We start from the raw sequence: 25,625 nt of genomic DNA, 5'->3' as shown, positions 1-25,625 counted from the left end.
ACGCGCCACCGCACCGGAGATCGCTCACCGCCGCCTCTGTACTGAACGATCTACAGTCGATACTTCCGGGGGTTGCGCGGCTGAAGTCAAAAAAAGTTACTCAAGATCCTCACGATATTTCACATTCAACCCATTTTGGACTAAAATATCTTCAACATCTGATAGAGTATCTGTTTCACTCTTAGACCACGTCGGCATCAATTGAACTACTCGGAGTTTTTCAGAGTCATTCTCCTGATACTGTATGATCATGTGTGGGTGACCGATCTTATTTGGTTTGGATAAGATGATCTGTTGGATTGTTCCAAGCTCAATTTTAGTTTCGTCAGAGACTTCAAAATATCTATTGTAGATGTATTTCCCTGATAATAATAAAACTCCCAAAAGTACACCGCTAACTAAGCCATTTACCGCGACTTCTCTAACAAATATACTAGTATTAAAAACAATAGATAATATCAGATAGAGAGCTGTTGTTGATAGAATTATTTGTAGTGTATGGCTATTTTTCAGGAGACGCTTAGCTCTAGTGATTTTGTTACTTTCGACCTCGATACAGTCATCATGTACCACACAATTGCCCGGGAGAATTTGGAATTGATCCATTAGCGAGATTATAACAGCCGGTTAGATAGAGAAATGTATTACCCAATCAAAATGGTTTGGATCTATGGTGCTCTTGCTTGACGTGGAAACGCCAATATATTTCACTAATACTCACGCGGATTTTCATCTAAAGTACGCATATTGACCGCTCAGAGTGATCGATCTACGTTATGAATGAGACAGGCGATAGTGAGTTCACGGAACTGCTTCCACCAGCGACGTGACCGGACAAACGCACCGTACTTCCGCTTGAGCGTTGAGTTGACCGCCTCGGATTGACTCCGCTGGCCGTAGAGATCAGCGTCTAAGCGCGCGTTCCATGCCTTGTGGAGCGATGTAAACTCACGGTGCTTTATTAGTGGCCGAACCTCGTGTTGCCGGGCAAGTTGCCTGATCTTCTGGTCGTCGTAGCCCTTGTCACCGAGTAGAATGCCAATATCCTCGGGGTTGCGCTTGATCAACGAGGGAGCAATCTGGCTATCGTGTTTCCGAGTCGTCGTCACGTGTAAATCGAGAATCGCATTCACTTTCGTATCGACCAGCAACGTCACTTTGAGCTGCTGAATCGTGAGTTCAGCTCGTTTCGTGTAGTGTTTCGAAGCGTGACTGCGGTCAAACCCTGACGCATCAACACCAACGACACCGCTCGTCGGAAGTAGCGTCGCTGAGAGAGTCAATATCGCACGCCATACAGCCATATCAAGTCGATTGAACGCTTTACAGAGCGTTGATGGCGTGGGAAGTTCGGCTAATGCAAGAACTCGACGAATGCGTGGCATCTCGATTAATTCATCAAGTAGACCACGATAGGTCGTGTTTTTTCGAACTTTGAGACACAGCAGAACAACGTGCTGGGGGAGTGTGTAGCGGTGTTTAGAGAACTTCGAGGAGTATCGAGAGACCGCTCGCCGTGCCAGATGAATCGCCTTTTCAGTAAACCGGAGTATTTGCGACTTCGGGAGGGCCTTCATCTCGTCGAATTACACGGCGAACATGTAACTCCCTGAGGATTTCAACAGAGCCGTTCAGCGCGGTATACGTCCGGAAGATCCATTCGATTTCTACCAAGTTATCCGCCACTATACTAACGAGGACGACCGAGCAATAGCCACGTGGATTGGCCTAGACCCAGAAAAAGTTGACAGCGGTGAGGTATCGTATGCTATGATAGAGGAGTTGGACGAGATTCAGGACCTAGAAAGGGACGCACAGGAACTATACCCGCTCATTGTTGCCTTTCTGAATGATGAGGGAAGCGGGTTTCGAGCAACCAGTACTGGTATTGAAGAACATGAGTTAGATAACAGTATTCTTCGAAATGCGCTCAAAGAATCGTTCCGGACATCCAGAGAGGAAGAATAGGCTCTGGGGCTTTGTTAAAATCCTCTTCTTCAGATACATTATCACCTGAAACAGCCGGTCGATGGGAACTGCGTATCTTGTTTCTTAACGGTCAAACTCGTTATTCCCCACCAGATACGAACCATATAACAAGAGGGCAACAGGCACTACAAACCCAAATATGTCTGATCCTCGGTAGAAATTAGCTACCGCCAAGCCTAGTATCGATACCTGAAGACCGATGATACTCTTGTTTGCGCTCATATTAATCGTGTTCTGTTCATTACAAATAATCCCTCGCCATCTCAGTCGGCCTTGTAATATAAAGATCGGGAGATCTGGTCTATTAGTGAGTATCCTGTACTGACCGCGACTGGGTCAAAATATATCACTTGCTGAGGATTTCAACAAACGCGAGAGTACGTAACGACAATGGAGTTTACAGAGACGTTCGATGCTGCAGAACCGACGCATAGACTCGTCACTCGGCGTCTATCCGGTGTCAAGGACTGGGACGAGCTCGGCGGTGTGACAGTCGAGAACCGGGCGATTTGTGTTCTGATGGACTACGGAACTGTTGTTCACCTAGAGCTTGATCCAAAACACGGTCAGTTTGAGACTGTACAACGGGAACTAGCGCAGGTTCCCGACTCGAAATGTATCTTTGTCGGTTCGGATCATGAATTTCGAGCGTCGCTTCCCGAGGATCGGGCATTGGTTGAGTCATTGCTCGAAATCCCGGACGGTGATACTGATGCGTGGACGGACCGTCTGTTCTACTTCGTCGAATTTGTAGTTCTGACCGACCAGTCGTGGCTATATCGCTCAGTGCCGCATGAGGCCCATATCCGAGAAATCAACGCAGGGGGAATCGAGGGAGTAATCGAGAAATTGAACGAGACATTTGCTCAGGTTCGAGGTTCGGCTGTCGTTCCGTTTGGTGGGCTTGTCTCGTGGACAACTGGCGGTACCACGTATGATTTGAAATGGAACTCTTTGTATTGCTCCGATAGAGAGAAGAGCGCGTCATATGATTTGGAACGGCTAAGGCAGGTAACTGCACTGTTTTCTGAGAACCTCGTACGCCTTGATTGGAAGCCGGTGCCCGCGGAGTCGTTACTTCGTCGAACGGTTTGGCGAGTTCTAGGTTCGGGGAGTGCTGCTCCACCACCACAAGTCGAGATTCCTGCTGGTGAAGACGGAGAAAAAATACTGGATGCGTTCCGTCAGTTACGTGAGAGACTTGGATATGAATATGACGTTGAGACTTCTTCGAATTAGTACCCCGATCAGCGTAGAGTCAATAATCGGTTCGCCTGTACTGAACGATCTACGGCCGGTACTTCCGAGGTTGGACAGCTGAATCAACCGCAAGATTGCGCTTGCGAACTGAACGCCGTCGGTGTCCACTGACGCTCCTATCGTATTCTGGCTGCTTCAAGCAATCCGATAAGGACCATTCCCCCAGCAATCACAGTTAACAAAAAAGAGTTGTACGGAATCGAGAGCACACCGGCAGCGATACCCACTAATGTGATCTCGATTGCGAATAGCATCTCTCTCAGGTCACTCATACGAGTGTTATCCTCAGCAGTATCCTAATAGAGTAACTATCTCTATTTTACCGTTCTTGAGTGTTAAATACGAGACCTGTACTGAGCGTTCCGTGAGTCCCCTATATTGACCGCAACCGAGTCAACACGTATCACTGACTGAGGATTTCAACAGAGCCTTACGAATCGAATGGCCCCAGGTTCTCGGTGGTATTGATAACCCATCCGAATACACCACTACTGTCGATTTGTACTTCAAGAAACGAAGTATTCTCACGGTCGGGAGGCGCTGGATTAAACGCAAATTCAGCCTGACTGTTCGCTGGTTCGGCACCATCAACAGTATGGTGAGCCGCATAGTAGACTGGTTCTGTGAATACACCTTCGAAGACCTGCTCTGTCTCTGGCTCAAGTTGTGCGGTTGTCGTAAATGGAATTCCGGGTACCGTTTCTGGGTCGCCGGTAACTGTTCCGCGGTCCTCTCCACGTTCTGCTCCGGTGTCAGTCACGGAGAGTCTCACTTCGTGAGGGAGATCATGACGATTACTAAACCGAAGACTCCCCGCCGGAGGGTCTGCCTCGTCACTCGTTGAACACCCAGCAAGGACTGTGCCAAGTACAGCTCCGCCTGTTGTGAGAAACGCGCGTCTGGAGGACATAGCGTTGATTATGGTACACACAGGTATAGGGTTTTGTACACTCTCCCAGACGTACAACAATCTATCTCTGGTGGACGTTACGGCGATCAACAGGTGTGGGAGCGAATTTGCTCTGGTAGGCCAACTTTCCCACGAGCAGACACTCAACGAATGGGTTCGGCGGGAGATCCTGACACGTAGCAAGAGCCGCTCAAAGATGTGATTTTGTTTCTGCCGACTCGGCACCTGCGAGGACACTAAAGGGGTGCCAGTAAAGTCGTTCCTCGTTCGTGAGGTAATCTGTATTGAGCACTGTTGAGTAGGTGATTCACCAAAGTAGCTTTTGTCGTCGGTTATAGTAGCGCTGTCCGATGACACCGACACGATCCTCTCGACGTGCTGTGTACCGTCGCATCGCCCAGACGTCCTACTACGACTGGCCAGCCTATCGTGCGACGCCCCTCTACGACCGGAGTTCAACAGCCGGCCTTGCTGAAGATGTCCGGGTCCTCGCGACCGTCTGGTTCGACCACGACGCCCACGACTCTATCGAAGCGTTCGTCGCTCACTGGCCGCTAGCCTACGTCGAATTCGACGCTCACGACCGCTACACTGGGAGCACGACGTACGAGATGGAGGTGCTATTCCGTGGGTTTCTCCTCAAGGAACTCTACGGGTGGGACTACGAAACGGCACTCTGCTCGTATCTGGAAGACCGACCCTCTCTCCGCCGTCGCCTCGGGTTCGAGACTGTGCCCGACCAGTCGACGCTCTGGCGGAGTTGGCACTATCGGTTCACCTCCGACCTCCGCGAGTGTATCGAAACTGCCGCGCGGACGATCCTCTTCAAAGCGTCCGACGCTGGGGTCTCGGTTCCACGGACCCCGCCGCGTACAATTCCGCGTCGCCAGACCGATGACGACGTGACGACCGGCCCATCTGCGTTCGAGCGCAAACAACAGCTCACGACTCACGTCAGCCACCTCGTCTATCCGGTGTTTTCGCTCGACCGCGCGAGTGGTTGTGCTATCCACGAGAACGCGTTTTGGAACCTACAAACGTATCTCGGCCTTCAAGAGAACCTCGCCGCCAATGAGGGCGCCCGCAGCTTCCGCTACGACACGACACGCGAGCGGACGCCTCTCGGTCATAATCATCGAGACCAGATACGATCCCTGTCTATCGAGCGCATCCGTGAGATGTATCGCGGGGCTGCCCAGCGACTCGTCAATCGGACGGCCCAGATGCGAAGCCTGTACCAGCGCAGCTGTATCGCTATCGACACGACGGAAGCCGACCCGTTCACCGGTGACCGGACCGGCCACAAAGACGAGATTATCGGCACGAAAGAGAAGACCGACGAGTACGCCTATCAGTGGGCGACCGTCCAGCTCGTCGGTGATTCCGTACCGCTGGTTCTCGACGCACGTCCCATCCGGAAGGGTGACACCCGCCTAGAGATCGTCGAGGATCTCCTCGATTCGGCACTGGGGCTTGTCGACGTTGACCGCGTGTTCATGGACCGAGAGTTCGACAGCCAGCATATTCTCGAAGCGATAGCCGACCGGGGCGTCACATATGTCGTACCAAAGCGGATGCACACCAGCGAGAAAGCTCAGGCCAAACGATTGCTTCAGCGCGACCAAGACCGCTACGTCACCGACCGCAAACTCCATCTGGGGAACAACGAGTGGCACGAGACGACGCTCCAGTACCGTCGAAAGGAGAACTCAGACCGGACGGATTACGGGCAGTACGCCGTGTTCATGACCAACGGCGACCCCAGCGCGATCACAGAATACGGGAAACGCTGGGACATCGAGCGCGGCTACAAGTCGATCAAGCGGTTCATGGCAGCGACAACGTCGAAAGATTTCGTGCTGCGATTCTTCTATTTCGCGTTTGCGTGTCTCCTGTATTCGATTTGGCGGGGGATCGATATGCTGTTTCAGTGTGAGAATGGTGGTGTGTACGACCGTGAACCCGTTGTAACGGCGCAGAACACGCTGACATTGCTCCGGAAGGAGACGGGGGTCGGGTAGCGGCCATCTGAGACTCAGGGGATGCCCCGACTCGTGAGCGGCAGCGCTCTTGCGAACTTCGGTCGCTTCCCGAAATAGTTCGATGTCCGACATGAGTCCGCTCTCGGAGGCATCGCTCAACCGAGGTTTGCGCACCGATTCAGTCGAAATCACGCATCTCACACCCGCTAAACCCGCTGTAGTCTCAACATCCACCTGCCCATATTCTGTATAGCGACATGCAATTTACAACACGAAGAATCTAGCCTATTTGTCCGTAATCAGCCGCTAGACGGGTTATTGGGGCGATATTGAAAATTTTGCTATCTACTTTGGATTAGTCGAGTAGTCACAAGTAAATTTTTGAGGGTCGCCGCCGTCGGTGAAGCTGAATCGATGGCACCGCCAGCTGATGGCCCGCAACCCAGGGAAATGACCGGCGATACAGCACTCGACGAGCCGCTGCCTGATTTCCTCGACGCTAAGGCGAAGACGATCGAAGAAACAGATTCGCCTGAAGACGGGATCCACCGCTCAGGGAACTACGTTCAAGCGCTCGAACGCGTCGTCCCGGACTGGATTGAATGGATGGACAGTCGCGGGGTAACCACCCTGGAAGCGCTCGACAGCCGGCACCTCGCCCGATATGCTGGTCATCTCGCCCGGCGCGTGAACGCTCGACGGGCGAACGGTGATGCCGAGGGGATCACACCCGCTACTGCGTGGAACTACTACTCGCTCGTCTCTGCGTATCTCCATTATTGCCAGCAGTGGGAGTACATCGCAGAAAATCCGGCAGACACCGACCGGGCGAAAGACGAAATGCCTGACCGCCCCACGACGGATTCTGGGCAACAACAGTTCTGGTCTCAGCAACAGCGTGAGACCATTGTCTCGTACGTCGACGAACGAGCACACGATGCCATTGATGCGGATCCTCGGAGTCGAGAGGCACTCACAGCCGCTCGTGACCGGGCGCTTGTCTACGTCCTCGGATTTTCAGGTGTCCGTGGCGCTGAGGTTCTGGCTGCCAGTCGCGATGACCGGCGGACTGGGATTACGTGGGCAGACATCGATACTGACCAGGAAATTCTGACGGTGCTTGGAAAGAGCCAGAAAGTCGAGAAGGCACCGTTAACTGACCGTCCTGTCAGGGCTCTCAGCCGCTGGCAGACGCTCTTAGACCCGCCTGCCGAGACGTGGCCCGTGTTCCCTTCGTTCCACCTTGCCTCATTGCGAGAGGCCGCACGGAGCCAGCTTCAGGACCGTGGAGTCGATACTGAGACGATTGACACAGTCACCAGCCTCAGCACGGCTGATCTCGCCGATGCCTTCCGCGAGCGAGACCTTACGCCACCGGCGTTAACCACTGAGGGCGGTCGGTACACGCTTAAGAAGCTCTCTCAAGAAGCTGCTGTGGATTGTTCAGCCGATCCAAAAGACTATCTGACGCTCCATGGCGCCCGCCGCGGTGTTGGGGAGGCATACTACGACGAGGCAGGATTCAGTGACGCACAACGCGCCCTCCGACACGAGGATCCGTCGACGACGTCGAAGATGTACGCTCACAAGGAAGCTAGCGAACTGTCCGACGTCGGCAGCGAGATCTTCTCATCTGAAGAGTAGTGTTCGTCTTGCCGTCTAGCGATCAGCGGGAGAATGAATAAACCACTTACTGCGATTTGACCTCCTCCCGCGCCTAAAGACGCGGGAATCCCACCACGGGATTTCAGGCCGAGCGTCTGCTCAACCCTACGGTTTCAAGACGCATTCGTTCCACGCGTCCCTTGCTGGGTTTCAGCATCGGCGTGGGTGTCTTGTGGGGCGGTCAAACGCCCCCCATCCTCAGCCGAGTCATCGTCATTCTCGTGTTCTCTGAAACGACTCTCTCCGCTGAGGTAGCGGTCTGCGATGTTTATCGCGCCGTTCACGTCCGCTTGGTACTCGCCCATCCAGCAAGCGTCGTTCGTACACTTGAACGTCGCCTGTCGCGGGCGGTATCCTACCTCACCGCACGCATGGCACTCCTTCGAGGTGTTGCGCGGGTTCACCGTCTCCACCGGGATACCCTTCTCGACGGCTTTGTATCGAATCTGTGCGTGGAGTTTGGCGAATCCCCATCCGTGGAGACGCCGGTTCATATACTCGCCGTAGTCCATCGACTCCCGTATGTATGTCAGGTCTTCCAGAACAAGCACGGGGTTCTCGACGGACTCGGCGTATTCCACGACTTCGCGGGTGACGCGGTGGAACACGTCGTCTATCTGGTTCCACAGTTCGTCACCGAACGATTCAGCGATACGCTCGCTTCCGCGCGTCTGAAGTCGCCTCGTGGCGGTGAAGTGGGTCTTGCGTAGCCGACGAACGGTCTTCCCCTCGTCGGCCCACAGTTCGGGAGCGGTCGGGCAACCGTGGTCGTCGCGGTGACACACCGTGACGAGCGACGCTTCCCCAATGTCGACACCGATGGGCGTCCGTTCTTCAGTGGACACCTCGGAACCATCCTCCACGTCGCGGGTGGCGGTGACGTGGAGGAACCACGTCCCGTCTCGCTCGAACAGCCGACTCTCACCCATCTCCGCGTCACCAGCGTTCAACGCTTCCAGCCAGTCTCGCTGTTCCGGATTCGGCTGTGCTGGCATCCAGAGGTGGTAGTCCTCGTGGTGCGGGATTTTGACGTACCACTCGATCGCGTTCTCGGGCTTGTGGTTAAGCCGTAACCCTTTGTTCGTGAAGCGAACAGGGTGGTCGTCGTGAAGTTCGCCCGCGTTGTAGGTCGTCGTGAGTTGCGGGACGTACTTCTTGAGCGCGTTCTTGGCGTACCCGCTCAGGTCGTAGTTGACCACCACGTCGTTCGCTTCGGTCTGCGTGGTACATCGGGCGTCGAAGGCATCTTGGAGGGCGTGCTGGTACGCTTCTCGCGTCTCACGGAGTTTTCTCCGCTTGTGGGCGTTCGGCTCTACCAGTTTGAGTTCGAGCGTCTTCGTGAGTTCGGTCACGAATCGCCTTCCTTGTGTTGCTGGATGTAGTTCTCGACAGTCTCACTCGAAACGTGCCCGGCAGTCCCTGCGTAGTATCCTCGCACCCATCCGATTTTCTCGCCGTCGTGGTCGGCGTATCGATGGTTGTACTTGCGGGAAGAGATACCCTTGAACCAGTTGGCGAGGAGCGCCGGTTCGTTCTTGGGCGGACTACTGACGAACAGGTGAACGTGGTCGGGCTGTACGGTAAGGTCGAGAATTTCGACGCTTTTGTTGTCGGCTATTTCGTGGAGGATGGTCCGCACACGGTCTGCGACCTCGTTGACGAGTACCGAGTTGCGGTACTTCGGCAACCACACTATGTGGTAGTTGAGGTTGTAAGTCGCGTGCCGTGTGGTCTTCATCCGGTTGTATACTATAAGACCACAGGATTTTAATACTGGCGGTGACTTGGTGGGAAATCGAGCAGTGGCGTCGTCGTTGGAAGTGTACGCTATTGTCTGCTTGACCCCCGCGTAAAGACGGGGGTATGCGCTCGTATTTCTATCATTCCAGATTGTACCCCCACTCTTGGAGGACGTCAACGACATCGTCTGTGTGTTGGAGTCCGACCAATAACGCTGCTTCCCGGAGATCGGCTTTTCGAACGCTCTCTCCAAGCCGGGCCTCGATGAGGGATTTCTGTTTCCGCTGAACGTTCATCGTCTCCTCTTGGAGGTGAAGCTGGACCGTCTGGTCGCGGCCGTCAGTGATGCTATTTCGCCGGAGAACCCAGGGGATCTCTCTCGCTGAAGTGCTGTTCGTACCGCTTTCGACTGTATCGTCAGCTTCGGTCTCGATCTCCACTTCGGTCGATCGCTCTTCCGAGCTGCCGTCCTCATTACCTACGGTCTCCTCCTCGAACTCAGGCCCGCTGTCAGCATCTTCCTCTTCCTCCTCATCGTCCCACCCGTTGACGGTGCCTTCCTTGAATCCCCCCATCAGACAGTCACCTCCTCAGGATCGTCTAATGCGCCTGGTTCTGGCGGGGACGGGGCAGTAATTCCGCCTTGGGTCTCGAGGAATCGAGCAATCCGATCGAACTTGGCCAGTGTCTCAACTTCGTAATCACGACGCCGACTCCGGTGCGTTCGTACGAATTCGAATGCACTACACTGGTGTCGCCAACATCCTTCCATCATTGATGTCCGATCGCCGATAACCTCAGGCACCTCGAACGGCACCTCTTCGACGATCTCGTTCTGGTCTTTCGTCCCTTTGAACTCGATCGGGACCGCACCGAGGACGCCGACGTCAATACTCAATTCGTCCGCGAAGTTTGTCGCAAGTTCTTCTAAGCCCTCAACGGACGCTTCCCCCTTCGCCGATGGCTCAAACGGAATGAGGAGGTTTCGCGTCGCGTAAATCGCATTATAGAGGTGATCTGACTCTGTCGCTGGCGGGTCACAGACGAGAACGTCATATCGGTCCGGTACATCGTTTTCAGCCAGTACACGGCGGAGCTGCGCATAGATGTTGTACGCGTCGCCGAAATCCTCTGCCCGGCTCTTTTCGCGAGCAAGGTGGTCTGAGAGGTCCGAGAGCGTGTTGTGCTCCGGGATGATGTCGATTCCCTCAGCCGTTCGAATCAGGTCATCGAACTCTCCACCAGGGTTATCGACGAGATGTCGAACAAGACTATCTGCGGACGAATCACTCCGATCGTCGTCGACATCGAACAGACGACTCAGATTGCCGTCTTGTGGGTCTAGCGGGATCACTAAGACATCAAGCCCTGCTCGGGCGTGCGCACAGGCGACGTTCGCTGTCAACGACGTCTTGCCGACGCCGCCCGCCTCGCTGTAAACCGTGTACGAGAGCATACCAAATTATTAGATACGCATCAAATAAATCTATGCCAGACACATTTCTGAGATAGGTTTCTTAGATTTCTCAGATACTAATATGTCTAAGACAGCTTAGATTGCTATCTAAGATTTCTCATAACATTCGCTCGTCGCAGCCCACGTAGAATAGACGTTGTGATCCTGCTCGCAACCCGGACTTTCACCTGGTTTCGCATACAACCGAGGAAGTCGCTTTCTGGAACGTATCTCTAAGTTGTATTTCTGAGACACCTGACTAAGACACTTAACTAAGATAGATGTCTAAGATAGACGCTTAAGATATTTTTCACTGCCACGCTAAAATCACTAATTGGGTTCGAGGTCTCTTTTGACCGGGAGGCTCCAGATCTACCGACATATCTGATCGTGAATGAAGTTTGGGCCTTGGTAACTTCGCGATTGGGGTGCGGACAGTTTCAGGTACGGTCGTGGGGTCAGCTTCTGGAAAGAAGGAGGCACATCTGATAGTTTCCATCAATCTATTTGACCAGTGGATTAGACAGTCAGAAAAACTGGTGACGGTATAGAAGCCTAATCGTGTTGTTGCAAACATCCCCGATCGACCTCCGACACGAGCGTTTGTTCTGGCAGGAAGGTCGGTACGGCGACTGCCCGCAGGCACTACGTCGCACAAAATAAACGACCACAGTCGTTAGCAGACACAATGATAGGCTATCCAGGACTGAACCGGACACTCCGCGACCGCGATCCGCCGGTGCGATGTACACGCGGTATGCAGAAACAGACGTTCGAAGAACGCGGTCTCTCGTATGTCTCGACGCTCGCACAACAGAACCTGACTGACTTGTATGAGCTACTCACGTGGAATCTCGAGCATGAGATTCGAACGTACCGTTGTACGTCGTCGCTGATCCCGTGGAACTCTCAGTTTAAACTCTCCGAACTCCCTGAATACGAAGAAATCCGCCGCCTTGCGCGTCGCTGTGGCAATCTCATCAAAGAGACCGACATGCGGCTTACGTTCCACCCTGACTACTGGTGTAAGCCGGCGAGTGACTCAGCAGATACCCGTGACCGCGCTCGAACGGCGTTAGAGTACCACGCTGACTGGTTTGACCTGCTAGGGCTCCCAGTTACACCGTACTACGGTATCACAGTCCACATCGGTGCGACGTACGGCGACGTTGAGGCAACTGCCGAGCGCTTCCACGCATTCGTCGATAGCCTGTCGGATGCCGCACGAGCGCGGCTGACCGTCGAAAACGACGACAAGGAAACCCTGTGGAGCGTTTCAGAGCTCGTGGAACTGATTAGCGAGCCAACTGATGTTCCGGTGGTGTTTGATTACCACCACCACTCGTTTGCTGACCGCGGCTACACGTACCGTGAGGCCTTCGAACTCGCAGCAGAGACCTGGGGTGATGTCCGGCCGATGGCACACTACTCCGAGCCGGCTTGTCTGCGTGACCCGGCCGTACGCCCACAAGCGCACGCCGAGTTTGTCGTGGACCTGCCAGCATGGCTAGTGGCGAACAGCGACGTTGTGATCGAAGCAGACGGTAAGGAACAAGCCGTGTTACGACTTCGTGACGATGCGTAGGTCGGCCGTGCCGCATGCGAGATTCCCAAGAGCGTGATTCAGCGGCCTAGTGCCCAGCACCACACAGTGCTCATCAACGATAGCAATCAGGCAGTCCCGTCTTTTGTCAGACTCTGTAGCGTTTCGACCGCTTCGTCACACCACTCCGAGCAGTCGGTTGTGTAGCAGTGAAGACGGCGGCAAAACGTTGCTGACGGTGTTCCGCTTACAGAAACAATTGGGTCCGTTCGTTGCTCCCATGAGAGCGTCCACGAGGCATCCGGTTCGATCCGAAGATACATCGTAGTCTTACTCACGCTTTCGAGGTCCGAGACTGAGTGGTGTTGCCTCCCGGCAACGGTTGTGTCGTCGACGACTACTGACGCCGTCGATGGAACCGCGTCAAGCGCACGGGCCGCTTCGACGAACTGCGACCGGCCCCCAGCTTTCCACGTCAATGTCCGATGAGTCGCAAACGTTTCGACGTGGATCACCGGATCGACAGGAATCTTCCGCGGGCCGTCAGCTGGCGTGTTTCCTGGCATCTTTTTTTATTGGTCACACCGGCGAGGCATCTCAATTGTGGCGCACGCCGATCGATTCAACTGTCGAACTCAGGTATTTGTCCCCCATCGACCGCGACGTTCTCCCTGCTGATGTAGTCGGCCGCATCACTCAAAAAGAATCGCAGCGGAGCAGCAACATCCTCGAACGAGGCAGGACGCCCTCGCGGGAGCGTGTCCACGCCTCCCTCTGTACTTGAGGCCCGCACATGACGCGGTTGGCAGTTGACGTGCGGCTCACTAACCCAGACGGCTGTCAGCCTTCGAGAGTAATACGTAGTCACCAGTGAGCTTGTCGTGTCGGTACACCCCACAACTGGGGCCACTCCCGGTCTGTGTGTTCGACTGGATGACCACGCTTGGCCGACCTGGTGTCTCCTCGCGGACAATCCGTCCAATTACTGGAAGTCCGCGCATGGCCGCGTAATATAGCTTGTCCCCGTCGAACTGCGATATTTCGCTGGTGAATTCTGACGAGAAGTGGTCTGGAAGCGCGTCGTCAGTGACTGCGTGGATGTCCTCTATTGAATCCGACTCCGTGCCCGTCAGGTGTTGGACGTCGCTGATGTCGGGGGCTAGTCCGTAGTCGAAAGACGCTGCCTCAGCGTCATCAATGACATCTAGTAGTGCGTTCCGATCGGGCGAAACGAGACTGAGATGCGTAGTTACCGGCATGGACGGAAGTGGGTAGGCCGTTTCGCGTTGTTGTCGCCACTCGTTGGCGAGTCGCGTGACGCCCAAAGGCTAGAAGTTGAGCACCAGTTCATATTATAATATCCGGCCCCATGCGGATACTCGTTACGGCCTGCCAATCGATACGCCAAGCCCCAACCGCGCGCTTGACACGCTGACAGCCGACATCGTCGGGACTTCGGTTGACCGGCCGACGCATTAAAACGCTGTCCCAGCAATATTATTAATGTGAATGCCGGGCGATACCGAACGCGAGACTGAGCGCTCGGCGTCTGTAGATAGCGACGAACTGTCACAGCCAACGAGTCCGCTGTCGGCAGATATTCCGACGCCAGACGCGGTCTGCGATGCCGCCAACCCGACGGGTATCGTTGTGTGGCACCGGAAACACCTCCGCGTGGAAGATCAGCTGGCAGTGTCGCGTGCGGTCGCTGATGGTGACGTGTTCTGCCCGCTGTTTGTGTTCGACCCAACGTTCTACGCGGACAGCGGCCTCGCGTGTGACGCTCGGGTCCGCTTGTTTGAGGAAGCGGTTACAAGCCTCGACCGACTGTATGCCGCGGCACCTCCTAACGCGACGCACGTGGCTGCGACGGATTCAGCAGCGCGGCTCGCCGACACGCTGGATTCATCGCCGCCTACGACCGAGGCTGTCAGTGAGCAGCCGGAGACACTCCAACGACCGGACGCGCCAGGTTTGACGCTCGGGTACGGCGATCCAGTCGATATCCTGTCTCGCTTCGTTGATCGCGGCTGGCATATCATCACGATGGCGACCCCCACCAGTCGCTATGGTCAGCGGCGAGACGAGCGTGTGCGGGACGTGTGTGGCGACGCAGTCACGTTTGTCTCCGGTGACGGACTCGTCCGCGATGAAGAGTGGCCGCGGTCGAACTGGCAGACACAAATCACCGAGTGGCTCGCGGCCGATCAACACACGCCAGGGTGGGACGACCACAACACAGTCCGAGTCAGTATCCGCACTGGCGTTACGCCGGCAGCGGTTGACCGCCACTTCGACGTCTCCCCCGCGAAGACGCAGGTTCCGGTGGGAACCCACCGGGCAGCGATGACTACATTACGAGAGTTCACTGACCGCGTCCGGTCGTACCCGAGCAACATCTCAGCACCGCAGGACGCTCGTGACGGCACAAGCGGGCTCTCGCCGTACCTCAACTTCGGCCTGCTCTCGGTCCGGCAGGCACACCAGTATGTCGCCGATAATGCGCCGTCGTGCCGGGGAGCAGATATGTTTGAGAGCCGGCTCGTCTGGAACCTCCATTACAGCCAGAAGCTTGTCGACTGGCCGGGTTGGACTGAGCAGGCGGTCAATCCGGCGTTTGAAAACCGTAATGAGGCATTTCACGACCCCGAGCTTGTGACCGCGTGGAAACGCGGACAGACCGGGTTCCCGATGGTCGACGCATCGATGCGATGTCTCAAGGAAACCGGATGGCTCAACTTCCGGATGCGCGCGATGTGTGCGTCATTTTTCACCCACGTTCTTCATCAACCGTGGTGGATCGGCGCCGACTGGTATCACCACCATCTCATCGACAGCGATGTCGGCATCAACTACACGCAGTGGCAGAGCCAGGCGGGGCTCATCGGCAAGCCGTCACAGCGGGTGTACAATCCTCGGAAGCAGGTCCGCGATCAAGACCCTGATGGCGACTGGATCACGCGATGGATTCCCGAGCTCGCCGACCTGCCCAGTGAGTTCCTTGATCAACCCGAGAAGGCGCCGCTTGCCGTCCAGCAGGAATGTGGGGTCCACGTCGGTGAGGTGTACCCGCGTCCGGTTGTCGACTTCGAGGCGCGCCGCGAACAGTTCTGGTCGCGGTATGAGGCCCAGCGGCCCGAGGCCGCGCGAGAGCTTCGACGCCCAGCGATCGCAAAGCGGGCCTCATTCTCCGGCGGCTATAGCGCTGCGCGGGCCATCGCGGACAAACACGGGACAGTCGAGGCCGACGCTCCAGACGGAACGCAGGCCTCGCTCGGTGACCTCGCCGACACAGACACCGCCACTGCTGAGACCGAGGGAGCCGCAGCGACGCCACCGCAAACGAACACGGCGGAGCCGGTCAACCCGACAGTGACTGATCCACGTGAATCAAGTACGCAGACGACGATTCCAACGGGAGCGGGCCGGAACGCCGGTGAACCGTCGCCGGACGACCGCGCAGCGGTGTCGGGCCAACGCCGAGATAGTGAGGAAGGTGCTGAGCGTGACGAAGAGAGAGACGTGCGGTCCACCGGACAAACGAGATTCGGTGACTTCGAATGACAAGCGCTTCAGTGGCTCGTTGACAGCACGCGCCGTCACGACCGTCCTCATCAGCTCTCAGCGGTGCCACCAGAGGAGCAGCCGACTTGGTCTCGCCGTTAAACCCTCGAATCGATACCCAGTAGCGAGGGCTTCGATGGTGACCGCAAGCTATCTTGTGCCGATTCTGTGACCCGGGTGAAACGCTCTGCGGGTACAGTAGGTGCCCGGTTGGAAGACGCCGACACTGGTTTGTGCGTGACGACCGAACAACTTGTATGTCCACCACAAGCGTCGCAACAGCGGCGAATCCAAGAGTGCTGGTCAACGAGCTTCCAGCGGCGCCTGGCGACTGGGACCGAAACGAAGAGCCCGGCGGGATCGTCGAGTACCGACTTCCAGACGAGGAAAGTCCCTGTACTGCGGCGAAAATCGCAGTACGTCCTGATATCCTGAGTGACGCGGCTGTCCGACTCGTCCGTAAGCGCGGCTGTAGTGATGCGGGGAGCGACACATTCGATTCACTTGATGCCGCCGTAGACGCAGTCGGCCGAGAACTCAATCACGTTCTTGCGGCTGTCAACGAGGACAAGGCGCGGTAGGCACGGCTGCGGGCTCGGTCGTAGCTTTATTTCTAGCACCAGTGGATAGAGCGTGTGACGCCGGTCAGGTCGGTCACGACCAATATCGATATTTAAACGGGCGATAGACTATGAACTATGTCGACACGACGCACTGACGCCGCTTCGGCTACGTTGGTCGCACTCGTCGTTTGGCTCGCTGGACGACGAGAGGGGCTGTCTCCACGATCGATGCTTCGGCCGGTCCCGTTCTTTGGCGGTGCGGCCGTCGCGGTGCTTGTTGAGGCCGTGTTCGCACGGTGGCCAGACCGCATGGCTCGCTTCTGGCGCCGTCCAGCGATCCGCTTCGGTTCGCCTGTCGCACTTCTCGCCGCGACCCTGTCAGTAAAGCCTCGCAATGGCACGCCTCACGCGGTGACACTCGGAGGTCTCGCCGGCTACTTTGCGCTGCTCGTCGGGATTACGATGGGCGTCGTTCCTGAATCAAAACAGTGGTTTCAATGTGCCGGCCAGGACGCGAAGTTGGACCGCGACGACAGAAGTCACGGCCGCGACTAATCGGCTTCCATATCAGGTCCAACACTAAACTAGAGTCCGTTTCAGCGGACGATTAATGCCGCTCGCGACCCTAAGTCTGGCATTCAGATGGCTGAGCAGTACGCAATAGCGGAGTTCCCAACGCCAAGCCCCACGTACGATCCCGGCCGGGTGGTCTCAATCCAACTCAAGGCACTAGCGACCAACGACGAGCCGTTCGAAGACACCGGTATCGGCGTCGCGTACAACTTCGCTTCCCCGGCGAACAGACGGACTACAGGCCCGTTTGACCGCTTCCGAAAGATGGTGCACAATCCACGGTATGCTCCCATGATCGACCACGTCGAGGCAACGACAGGCCCCGTTGAGCGTGACGACGATGATGCCACACAGCGCGTCACGCTGACCGGTCCCAACGGGCGGACAGTGACATACGTTTTCAGATTATCGCGACGTCGACCCGGCGAACTCGATGAGCACTGGCTGACAGACAGCGTCGTTCAAGCGTAGCCTGACCGACTGCCTGTGGACGCTTGTGTCTGAGTCACTGACCCCGCCACTCGAGTGATTGCCGATTTAGCGCCTCAACGGTCCGCTTTCCACCTTTGAGCATCCTCTCGGCGATCTCGATCGCCTCACGCAGTTCCTCGATTGACAATTGCTCGTATGCGGGAGTTCCATCGATGTGGTCGTACCAGACTCCTTGGAACAGTGTGTCCAGCACCACACGGGCAAAACAGTGGTCTTGGTGAATCGGCCAGTCGCCGGCCTCGGCTGCCGCCTCGGGGAGTGCCTCGGTAACCCGTTGGAGATATCTCTTGCGTAAGAGCGTGATGTCGTCGCCGCCGAGCGTTTGTTGGCCCATTCGACACTCGGGATATGAGCCCCAGTATTAATACGGCTTTCCCCACCACCCAACTGTCTCCGTTGGAGTCCTATTGAACAAACAGTCTGTTGGGATCGATATTCCTGACCCCTTTGACTTGCTGAACAATGGCGTCAATACCTGTCTGAACACTGTTTTATTCTCAGCGGATGTATTGTCGCCGACATGGCTGGCTTCCGTCTCCTGGTCACCGACCTTCGAGAGATACTCTCAGGGGCACGTATGAGATACCGACGCTTTTCGTATGTCAACATCTTCACTCCGATATTTTGAGCTTCTAACCTTTATGTGTCTAACCTGCGTATCTACACGTGGTGTGTTCACATGAAACTCGCATTGATCGGGGTCGGACAGGCGGGTGGGAAGGTGGTCGACGAATTCTTGGCCTACGACGCACGGACAGGCGCAGATATTGTTCGTGGAGCGATCGCTGTCAACACGGCGAAAGCAGATCTCCAAGGAATTGACCACCTCTCGAAAGACCGCCGGATCCTGATTGGTCAATCGCGAGTGAAGGGCCATGGTGTGGGCGCAGATAACGAACTCGGCGCAGAGGTGGCCGAAGAAGACATCGATGAGATCCAGGGAGCGCTCGACGATGTGCCGGTCCACGAGATCGATGCGTTCCTCGTCGTTGCGGGGCTTGGTGGCGGGACGGGGTCGGGTGGGGCACCCGTGATCGCCGAGAACCTCAAGCGGATCTACACCGAACCTGTGTATGGACTCGGTATCCTGCCCGGCAGCAACGAGGGCGGGATCTACACGCTGAACGCCGCTCGGTCGCTCAAGACGTTTGTCGATGAGGTGGACAACCTCATGCTGTTCGACAACGACGCGTGGCGCAGTTCGGGTGAATCCGTTGAGGAGGGGTTCGATGTGATCAACGAGGAGCTGGTCCAGCGGTTTGGCGTGCTCTTCAGTGCGGGCGAGATAACCGAAGGAAACGACATCGCCGAGAGTGTGGTCGACTCCTCGGAGATTATTAACACGCTCAAAGGGGGTGGGATCTCCTCACTGGGCTATGCCGACGTTGAGGTAGACGAACCAGAGCGGAAGGGGTTGCTCTCGCGACTTCGTGGCGATTCGAATTTTGGGATCGACAGTACAGAGGCGACCAACCGGATCACGAGCCTCGTCCGGAAAGCGACGCTGGGTCGACTCACCTTACCCTGTGAGGTGAACGGGACAGAGCGGGCGTTGCTTGTGGTTGCCGGCCCCCCGGAGTATCTCAATCGAAAAGGCATCGAGCACGGTCGCAAGTGGCTCGAAGAACAGACCGGCTCGATGGAGGTCCGAGGTGGTGACTATCCGCGGCGTGGAGAAGGGACGGTCGCAGCGCTCGTACTGCTCGGCGGCGTGACGAACGTCCCGCGAGTGAAAGAACTCCAGCAGGTCGCAATCGAAGCACAACAGAATCTCGGGGAGATCACTGACGAGAGCGAGGACCGTTTCTCGGAGCTGATGGATAGCGACGGGGAGCTGGAGTCGCTGTTTTGAGATCGTGGTGGTCTATTCGTCGTATCGATCTTCGAGGGCGTCGAGTGCTCGCCAGAACTGCCTGTTGTTAATCTCTGACTCTGTTGATGCCCGTGTTTCCAAAACACCCGCGTACGTCTCGAAGTCCTCGGGGTTGGGATCAACCGCCACTACACAGTCGATGTATCCATCAAGAGCTGTCTGGAGCGTCTGTGCGTAGTGGTCGTAGGAACCGTCGATCCAAGTGAATTTCTCATCGACTTCTTCGAACACTGCTCGATAGACGGTCGCGGCGGCGAGGTATCGATCGCGCTCACGGTACTGTTCGGCAATATCGAAGAATCGGGAGAGGTCGATCGCTTCGAACACGACCGGGTCGGCGTGTTGCTCGAACAAGTGGCTAATCTCTTGTCGATACTCATCGACCGATTTGTGTTCGTCACCGAACTGTGCGAGAAACTGTTCTCGGGCCCTGTTGTGTGTGGCGAGAATTTCACGGACAAACGTACGCAGCTCTTCGTCAGAGACGTCCGCAAGGACGGAGTCGATACGCTCACTCCCGTCTTCTGGCGGATCGTCTGCGACAGCGAGGAGTACCGCGACGACGTGTTTACAGTCGCCTTGGCCGTCGTACGGACATGTACACCGGGTCTCAAGACTTTGGCCACCGAATTTGACAGTCACGTCGTAGGGGTTCGATCCACTGACGACTGCTGAAATGCGCTCGTCGAACCGGTTGAGCTGCTGAATCCGTCCCTCCTTGCGATAGGTTTGTCCCCGCTCAAACACGGGGTCGGTACATCGGTCTCGGATGGTTTCTGTGTCGATGTTCATACGGAACACGTCCGAAATTATCCTACTGGGATCTCGGTACTCACGTCATACTCGTGACCACCACCCTTCAAAAGCGTCGTCTTCGAGGTCTTTAGCGGTCACGGGCCCGAGAGCGGGTCACTGAGTGCCGGGATAGGATGGAAAACAGACTCTGGGGCTCCCTCTATGTGCCATCAGTATTCGCTACCAATTCTGAAACGGCCTGATAAATCGTCCGAGGCTCTCATGCATCGGGGTCTGGATTGCCTCGATCCGTTCTGGTGTGAGCGTCTCTCCCGGCTGATAACCCAATTTGTCGATGACGGCACGAGTCGCGTCGTCGTTGGTCATACTGGATAGGATTCACCACCGCCACCTAACGGTACGGAAATCCGACCAGAAGTGGAATACGCGAGCACTCTGGCTACCACTTCGATTTTCACCGAAATGGTTATATCGCCGGGAGACAAACACTAATACACAATGTCCCGGCCTGACGCCACCCCGCTCACCCCAGCCGAGAGTTCAGCCGGACTCGATCCGATCGCAGCGTTGAGTGCCCTCGACGACACGACCCGTGCGAATATCATCGGGACCATCGTCGGTCACCCGAAAGGCGCGCCCTCGAAGAAAGAACTCGAATACTACAATCCGAGTATCGCAGCGTCGACGCTCACCGACCATCTCATCCGGCTAGAAGAAGTGGGACTGATCGAGGCCATCGAACGGGATCGTGAGGGGCTTGAACGGGGTCATCCATACCGGTTCTTTCAGCTGACCGACGCCGCTCGCGAACTGTTCGACCGAAACAACCTCTTTGAGCCCGACGCATACCGAGAACTATTCGCCGAAGTCGAGAAAACAGACGAAATCGAGGCCGCAGAGGAGGTCGAGCGGCCGAACAGACGAAACTGAAATCCACCGCAAGGCGTACGTTCTGCCGGACAGAGAACTCGACGTCTGGGATATTCCGGAAGTAGAACCAGCGCAGAGCAGACAAGAGAGATCAGTCTCGATTTCGATCTAGAACAGATGAATCGAACAGAAGGCACGTATCAATTCTATCCTCCAAGGCCGTACAGAAGCGACTACGCCCCCTAATCACGTCGTTATCTACCCATGCGGCATCACCCCCGATACGTTTGACATCCTCCTCCGCGTGAACGCGGAGGAATCCCGAGCGTTGGGATATTAGGGTTTACAGACTCCCTGTTCTCGCGGTGTGAACCGTCCGCTCTCGCGGTCGAACAGGAAGACTCCGGGCTGTGCCAACCAGCCGTTACTCATATCCCCCGTCGGGGGACTCTGAGTTATCCTTCTGCGAATGTTCACCGCACCGTTCACGTCTGCGTTCATCGTCGTCTCGCACGACTCACAGACGTACAGACCGCGCTCCACTCGGTTGCTGTCTCGAATCTGCCCGCAACACGAACACGTCTTCGAGGTGTTTTCTTCGTCCACTCGGTCAACGAGGATACCGTGTTCCTCGGCCTTGTATTCGAGCAGGCGAACAAATCTGTCGAACTCCCATCCGTGGAGTTTCTTGTTCCCCGACTGACCACAATTCCGCGAGTTGCCGTTTTCATCCTCGCGGATGTCACTGAGGTCGCCAACCGCGATCTTCCCCACACCTTCTTCGACACACCGCTCAGCGATGTGTTTCGAGAGCGTGTGGAGGAAATGGTCTTTGCGCTGGGAGAGTTTCTGTCGAGCCTTCCGCGCACGCTTCGACGGTCCGTTCTCGCCTTCGGTCTGGTACTCCTCGCGGGTGAAGTAGTGTTTGTCCTCTTTCAGTACGTTCCCCGGATACAGTTCGCTCGCCCCATCTTCGTAGTCGACAGCAAGATACTTGCTGATACCGAGGTCGATCCCCGCCGTGTTGTCACCCGGTGCGTCTTCGACTGGGATTTCTTTCTTACAGACGAGGTGGAGTTCCCAACGGTCGCCGTTCCAGACGGCACGCACCTGCTGGATGTTCTCGACTTCTATATCGGGACGGGTTTCGTACTCTGCGAGGATGAAGTCCGACCGCGACTCTTTCAGGTTGAAGCCTTTCGAGAGGCGGAGTTGGCCGTGTTTCGTATCGTGCTTGATCGCTCGTTTCTTCCACGTCACGGTGGAGCGCGGGTGGTCGTCGCCACGTTTCCGGTAGCCGGGTGGGTTGTTGCCATCGTCGGAATTGTACCAGCCCGTGAACGCCTCAGCAAGTTCTTCGAGAACTCGCTGACTTGACTGAGAATGTAGGTCACTGTAGCGTTCGTGGTCTTTTAACTCCGACTTCAGTTCGACTTCGTCGGGTATCTTACCGTCTTCATCCCACCTGCCTTGGATGTAGTAGCGTCCGACGTTCCACAGTTTGGATGCGGAGAACCCGCACTGGTCGAGGTCGTCACGAACCTGACTGTGGTTCGTGATGCGTGCGACGTAGGTGCGTGTTGTCTCCAGCATCGAACTGTTTTCATAATGTATTATGAGAAAGTATATATTAAAACCAATGACCAGACGTGGAATATCCGATTGGAGTGGCTTCGGTGGGGTGTCGGTCAGAGTGTCGGATTCAGCCCGCGCCTAAAGGCGCGGGTATTCTCCTTGTTCTTTATAATCGGAAGATGATTCCGAAACGCATAGACGACCGGTTCGAGAAATGACATCCGTTACGTATGCCCTCCACCCACGACGAATCCGCCATTCTGGCGACCGATCTCCGGAAGAGCTACGGCTCAGAAGTTGCTCTCGACAGTCTCACGCTCGACATCCCGCACGGGACCGTCTACGGCTTTCTTGGCCCGAACGGTGCGGGGAAGACGACGACGATGCGGCTCCTTACCGGTCTCAGCGATCCGGACGGCGGATCGGTACGCGTCTGTGGCGTCGACCCAAGCGACCGGCGTGCGATCGCCGGTCGGGTCGGCTATCTCCCTGAGACGCCACCGCTGTACGACGAGTTCAGCGCCCGCGAGCAGCTCGAATACGTCGCCGATCTTCGCGACATTTCGCGGTCCGTTGCCCGCGAGCGCATCGGTGAGTACCTCGACCAATTCGGGTTAGTTGGTGACGCAGACAGGCGGATCGACGGGTATTCGAAGGGAATGAAACAGAAGACCGCGTTCATACAGAGTGTCCTACACGACCCGGACGTCCTGTATCTAGACGAACCGACATCGGGGCTTGACCCCCGAGCGGCGCGAACCATCCGGGAATCGATCACCGCGTTCGCCGACGCAGGAACCACGGTGTTCCTCTCGACACACATTCTCCCGGTCGTCGAAGCCGTCGCCGACGAGGTCGGGGTGTTGTTCGACGGGAGACTCGTCACCGAGGGGACGCCCACCGAAGTACAGGCTCGTGCGGAGACTGGCGAGAGTGGATCCCTGGAAGACGCGTTCCTCGCCGTCACGAGCGAACCCGAAACAGACGCGGCCTCCCGGAGAGAATGAGCGTCCGACAGGACGTTCGCCACGGGCTCCAAATTGGGCGGGCGGAGTTCGTCCGAAGCCTCCGTGGGTACCTCGGAAACCCCCGTCGAGTCCTTGGACTCCTGCTTACGGCGCTGTTCTTCGGCGGCGCGCTCCTGTTCGCGCTGCCGACGGCGTATGTGCTCGGGCAAACCGCGCGCTCCGTGGCGGCGGTCCCGTTCTTCGCGCCCGCTGCGACGCTCGTTCCTCTCAGTCTCCTGTCGATATCGGTGTTTCGGACCCTCGAACGGCTCGGACATATCGACGGTGCGGATTTCGTCCTGCTGGCGGTTCACCCGCGAGCAGTCGTTATCGGGCTCATCACAGCGGAGGTGGGGCGGCTCTCCCTGTGGTTCGGGATCCCGGTCGGGGCAGTGGTGGTCACATTCGCACTCGGAATGGGCTCGCCGCTGCTCGTTGCTTCGGGCGGGGCGGTCGCGCTGCCGCTCGTCTGCTGTGCCGCCGTCTGGGGGTACGCCGGGGGAATTGCTGTGTTGCGACTCCTGCGGAAACTCCCCAGCCTTCGCCGTCTCCTGAAAGCGGTGGGTGTCCTCGCGATGGTCGGACTCGTCGTCGCGTCACAGTTCGCCGGGCAGTTCATCGTCGAATCCGACCTCTCAGTGCAACGGCTGTTGTCGACAGTAGCGTTCGATCCCCTCGTGGAATACGTTGCGCTCGCGTTCGTCGGAACACCGGTCTCCAGACCGACTTCCCTAAGGGCGGTGGCGGTGCTCGCGGCGTTAATCGCCCTCACGCCGGTCGGTCTCGCCGTCTCGACTAGGCAGGTCTCTACGCTCTGGTTTACCGATCCGGTCGACAACAACGAGTCGACGCAGGTGCGGCGATCGAGCGGCGGATTCTCTGCCCCACGACCGTTCGCATGGACTAAACCCGGTCGTATCGCGTGGGGGATTCTCGTACGCGGTCGCCGTGATCCGGCGGAGTTGAGTCATCTCCTGATTGCCGTCTTTTTTATCGCACCGTTCGGGACGATGTTTCTCGAGTTTTCGGGCGACGCCCTCGGACCCCTCATCACTGGGGGCGGCGTCGTTCTCGCGACATACCTCTCAGGCGCTACCTTCGGGTTGAACCCGCTCGGTGACGAGCGGCCGCAACTACCGTTCCTCCTTCTCACCGAGACATCATCCGCGGATCTCGTCCGTGGACGGCTCCTCGCCGGCGTTGCGATTGGAGTGCCGGTCGCTGTTCTCAGCTCGCTCGTCTCGATCGGTTTCGGGATACTGGTGCTTGAGGCGGTGGCGACCGCCGCCGTTGGAGTTGGAATGTGTCTCACTGCGGCGATGTTCGCGGTCGGTATCGGCTCGGCGTATCCGATCTATGAGGAGCGCGAGTTCTGGGGGACGGAAACGGTCGTCCCGTCGACGCTCGTCATGATGGTGTACCTGTTCGTCGTGGGTGGCGGAACGGTTCTCGGGCTGTTCGTGACGTGGTTCGCCGTCACCGGAAACGTTGTGCTAACGCCCGTGTTCGGCGTGCTCTTCGGTACGTATCTGCTGTTGACGGTCGGCGTTTCGTACGGCTCCTACCGCTATGCGCTCCGGCGGCACCGACGATATACCCTAACGTGACCCCGCCGGTCGTTTCAGACGAACCGTCCGTCGAGTACACGTTTGCCGTTAACTCGACCTCATTGCCATAGCAAACCTTCATTCTCTGACTTCGGCGACATCGGGGAGTTCTTCGAGAAAAGCCCATGGACAGTCGAGGATGAGAAAGACTTCGAAGAGATACCAGAAGATGGGTTCGATGCGTACGTCGAAGACACAAC

At 56.6% G+C, this 25,625-nt stretch carries 25 protein-coding genes; 12 read left to right on the top strand and 13 right to left on the bottom strand.

Going from position 1 to position 25,625, the window contains the following annotated elements; translation table 11 throughout:
• Positions 1-96: 96 nt before the first annotated feature.
• Both AMR74_RS18325 and AMR74_RS17005 read right to left on the bottom strand, forming a co-directional pair.
• Entirely contained in the window at positions 97-606 is a 510-nt protein-coding gene (locus tag AMR74_RS18325) for a hypothetical protein (RefSeq protein ID WP_139042949.1), read from the bottom strand.
• Between the two features lie 149 nt (positions 607-755).
• On the bottom strand, positions 756-1,577 hold the full coding sequence (locus tag AMR74_RS17005) for an IS5 family transposase (RefSeq protein WP_077152234.1): 822 nt from the start codon (positions 1,575-1,577) through the stop codon (positions 756-758).
• 193 nt (positions 1,578-1,770) lie between these two features.
• Here AMR74_RS17005 and AMR74_RS18320 point away from each other — a divergent pair, with 193 nt between their 5' ends.
• Positions 1,771-1,968, top strand: coding sequence for a hypothetical protein (locus AMR74_RS18320; protein ID WP_139042948.1), 198 nt, complete (start codon positions 1,771-1,773; stop codon positions 1,966-1,968).
• 84 nt (positions 1,969-2,052) lie between these two features.
• Here AMR74_RS18320 and AMR74_RS18890 read toward each other — a convergent pair whose 3' ends face one another.
• Positions 2,053-2,211: a hypothetical protein gene (locus AMR74_RS18890; protein WP_167551880.1), complete on the bottom strand. Its 159-nt coding sequence runs from the start codon at positions 2,209-2,211 to the stop codon at positions 2,053-2,055.
• A 168-nt stretch (positions 2,212-2,379) separates the two neighbouring features.
• On the opposite strand from AMR74_RS18890, the gene AMR74_RS17000 reads away from it, so the two are divergent.
• Positions 2,380-3,228: a hypothetical protein gene (locus AMR74_RS17000; protein WP_082356836.1), complete on the top strand. Its 849-nt coding sequence runs from the start codon at positions 2,380-2,382 to the stop codon at positions 3,226-3,228.
• A 451-nt stretch (positions 3,229-3,679) separates the two neighbouring features.
• On the opposite strand, the gene AMR74_RS18315 is transcribed toward AMR74_RS17000, so the two are convergent.
• A complete protein-coding gene (locus AMR74_RS18315) occupies positions 3,680-4,009 on the bottom strand; it encodes a hypothetical protein (protein ID WP_139042947.1) in 330 nt (109 codons plus the stop codon).
• A gap of 500 nt (positions 4,010-4,509) precedes the next feature.
• Here AMR74_RS18315 and AMR74_RS00135 point away from each other — a divergent pair, with 500 nt between their 5' ends.
• Both AMR74_RS00135 and AMR74_RS00130 read left to right on the top strand, forming a co-directional pair.
• On the top strand, positions 4,510-6,180 hold the full coding sequence (locus tag AMR74_RS00135) for a transposase (RefSeq protein ID WP_053770064.1): 1,671 nt from the start codon (positions 4,510-4,512) through the stop codon (positions 6,178-6,180).
• Between the two features lie 375 nt (positions 6,181-6,555).
• Positions 6,556-7,785, top strand: coding sequence for a tyrosine-type recombinase/integrase (locus AMR74_RS00130; protein ID WP_053770063.1), 1,230 nt, complete (start codon positions 6,556-6,558; stop codon positions 7,783-7,785).
• A 134-nt stretch (positions 7,786-7,919) separates the two neighbouring features.
• Here AMR74_RS00130 and AMR74_RS00125 read toward each other — a convergent pair whose 3' ends face one another.
• From AMR74_RS00125 to AMR74_RS00110, 4 genes are all read right to left on the bottom strand, one after another.
• Entirely contained in the window at positions 7,920-9,158 is a 1,239-nt protein-coding gene (locus tag AMR74_RS00125) for an RNA-guided endonuclease InsQ/TnpB family protein (protein ID WP_053770062.1), read from the bottom strand.
• Positions 9,155-9,544 carry an IS200/IS605 family transposase gene (gene tnpA, locus AMR74_RS00120; protein ID WP_053770061.1) on the bottom strand — a complete coding sequence of 130 codons (390 nt, stop codon included), beginning with the start codon at positions 9,542-9,544 and terminating at the stop codon, positions 9,155-9,157. The genes AMR74_RS00125 and tnpA overlap by 4 nt, the downstream gene beginning before the upstream one ends.
• A 142-nt stretch (positions 9,545-9,686) precedes the next feature.
• Entirely contained in the window at positions 9,687-10,121 is a 435-nt protein-coding gene (locus tag AMR74_RS00115; RefSeq protein ID WP_053770060.1) for a hypothetical protein, read from the bottom strand.
• The gene (locus AMR74_RS00110) at positions 10,121-11,002 is read right to left on the bottom strand and encodes a ParA family protein (RefSeq protein WP_053770059.1); all 882 of its coding nucleotides are present in this window, start codon (positions 11,000-11,002) and stop codon (positions 10,121-10,123) included. Before AMR74_RS00110 ends, AMR74_RS00115 begins: the two co-directional genes overlap by 1 nt.
• A 688-nt stretch (positions 11,003-11,690) precedes the next feature.
• Between AMR74_RS00110 and uvsE the strand changes: the two genes are divergently transcribed.
• The gene (uvsE, locus tag AMR74_RS00105; protein ID WP_053770058.1) at positions 11,691-12,587 is read left to right on the top strand and encodes a UV DNA damage repair endonuclease UvsE; all 897 of its coding nucleotides are present in this window, start codon (positions 11,691-11,693) and stop codon (positions 12,585-12,587) included.
• A 782-nt stretch (positions 12,588-13,369) separates the two neighbouring features.
• On the opposite strand, the gene AMR74_RS18310 is transcribed toward uvsE, so the two are convergent.
• The gene (locus tag AMR74_RS18310) at positions 13,370-13,804 is read right to left on the bottom strand and encodes a hypothetical protein (protein ID WP_139042946.1); all 435 of its coding nucleotides are present in this window, start codon (positions 13,802-13,804) and stop codon (positions 13,370-13,372) included.
• Positions 13,805-14,054: 250 nt separating this feature from the next.
• On the opposite strand from AMR74_RS18310, the gene AMR74_RS00100 reads away from it, so the two are divergent.
• The 3 genes from AMR74_RS00100 (at position 14,055) to AMR74_RS16980 (ending at position 17,716) form a co-directional block, all read left to right on the top strand.
• Positions 14,055-16,109 (top strand): cryptochrome/deoxyribodipyrimidine photo-lyase family protein, encoded by a 2,055-nt coding sequence (locus AMR74_RS00100; RefSeq protein ID WP_082356835.1) that lies wholly within the window; start codon positions 14,055-14,057, stop codon positions 16,107-16,109.
• A 257-nt stretch (positions 16,110-16,366) separates the two neighbouring features.
• Complete coding sequence (locus AMR74_RS16985; RefSeq protein ID WP_077152232.1) at positions 16,367-16,690, top strand: hypothetical protein; 324 nt, start codon at positions 16,367-16,369, stop codon at positions 16,688-16,690.
• A gap of 624 nt (positions 16,691-17,314) precedes the next feature.
• Entirely contained in the window at positions 17,315-17,716 is a 402-nt protein-coding gene (locus tag AMR74_RS16980) for a DUF4864 domain-containing protein (RefSeq protein ID WP_077152231.1), read from the top strand.
• A 34-nt stretch (positions 17,717-17,750) separates the two neighbouring features.
• Here AMR74_RS16980 and AMR74_RS00095 read toward each other — a convergent pair whose 3' ends face one another.
• Positions 17,751-18,071 carry a hypothetical protein gene (locus AMR74_RS00095; RefSeq protein WP_053770056.1) on the bottom strand — a complete coding sequence of 107 codons (321 nt, stop codon included), beginning with the start codon at positions 18,069-18,071 and terminating at the stop codon, positions 17,751-17,753.
• A 345-nt stretch (positions 18,072-18,416) separates the two neighbouring features.
• On the opposite strand from AMR74_RS00095, the gene AMR74_RS00090 reads away from it, so the two are divergent.
• A complete protein-coding gene (locus AMR74_RS00090) occupies positions 18,417-19,589 on the top strand; it encodes a tubulin/FtsZ family protein (protein WP_082356834.1) in 1,173 nt (390 codons plus the stop codon).
• Positions 19,590-19,601: 12 nt separating this feature from the next.
• On the opposite strand, the gene AMR74_RS00085 is transcribed toward AMR74_RS00090, so the two are convergent.
• Entirely contained in the window at positions 19,602-20,402 is an 801-nt protein-coding gene (locus AMR74_RS00085; protein ID WP_053770055.1) for an SWIM zinc finger family protein, read from the bottom strand.
• 183 nt (positions 20,403-20,585) lie between these two features.
• On the bottom strand, positions 20,586-20,732 hold the full coding sequence (locus AMR74_RS18885) for a hypothetical protein (RefSeq protein WP_158293543.1): 147 nt from the start codon (positions 20,730-20,732) through the stop codon (positions 20,586-20,588).
• 132 nt (positions 20,733-20,864) lie between these two features.
• Here AMR74_RS18885 and AMR74_RS00080 point away from each other — a divergent pair, with 132 nt between their 5' ends.
• The gene (locus AMR74_RS00080) at positions 20,865-21,296 is read left to right on the top strand and encodes a transcriptional regulator (protein ID WP_053770054.1); all 432 of its coding nucleotides are present in this window, start codon (positions 20,865-20,867) and stop codon (positions 21,294-21,296) included.
• Between the two features lie 276 nt (positions 21,297-21,572).
• Here AMR74_RS00080 and AMR74_RS16975 read toward each other — a convergent pair whose 3' ends face one another.
• Complete coding sequence (locus tag AMR74_RS16975) at positions 21,573-22,829, bottom strand: RNA-guided endonuclease InsQ/TnpB family protein (protein ID WP_077152230.1); 1,257 nt, start codon at positions 22,827-22,829, stop codon at positions 21,573-21,575.
• 212 nt (positions 22,830-23,041) lie between these two features.
• Between AMR74_RS16975 and AMR74_RS00070 the strand changes: the two genes are divergently transcribed.
• Positions 23,042-23,818 (top strand): ABC transporter ATP-binding protein, encoded by a 777-nt coding sequence (locus AMR74_RS00070; protein ID WP_053770052.1) that lies wholly within the window; start codon positions 23,042-23,044, stop codon positions 23,816-23,818.
• Positions 23,815-25,425 (top strand): hypothetical protein, encoded by a 1,611-nt coding sequence (locus AMR74_RS00065; protein ID WP_053770051.1) that lies wholly within the window; start codon positions 23,815-23,817, stop codon positions 25,423-25,425. Before AMR74_RS00070 ends, AMR74_RS00065 begins: the two co-directional genes overlap by 4 nt.
• Positions 25,426-25,625: the final 200 nt, after the last annotated feature.

This window comes from Halorubrum tropicale, assembly GCF_001280455.1.
In the GTDB taxonomy this organism is placed as follows: Archaea; Halobacteriota; Halobacteria; order Halobacteriales; family Haloferacaceae; genus Halorubrum; species Halorubrum tropicale.
Note: the sequence above shows the minus strand (reverse complement) of the source record. Positions and strands in the feature narration are given on the sequence as shown.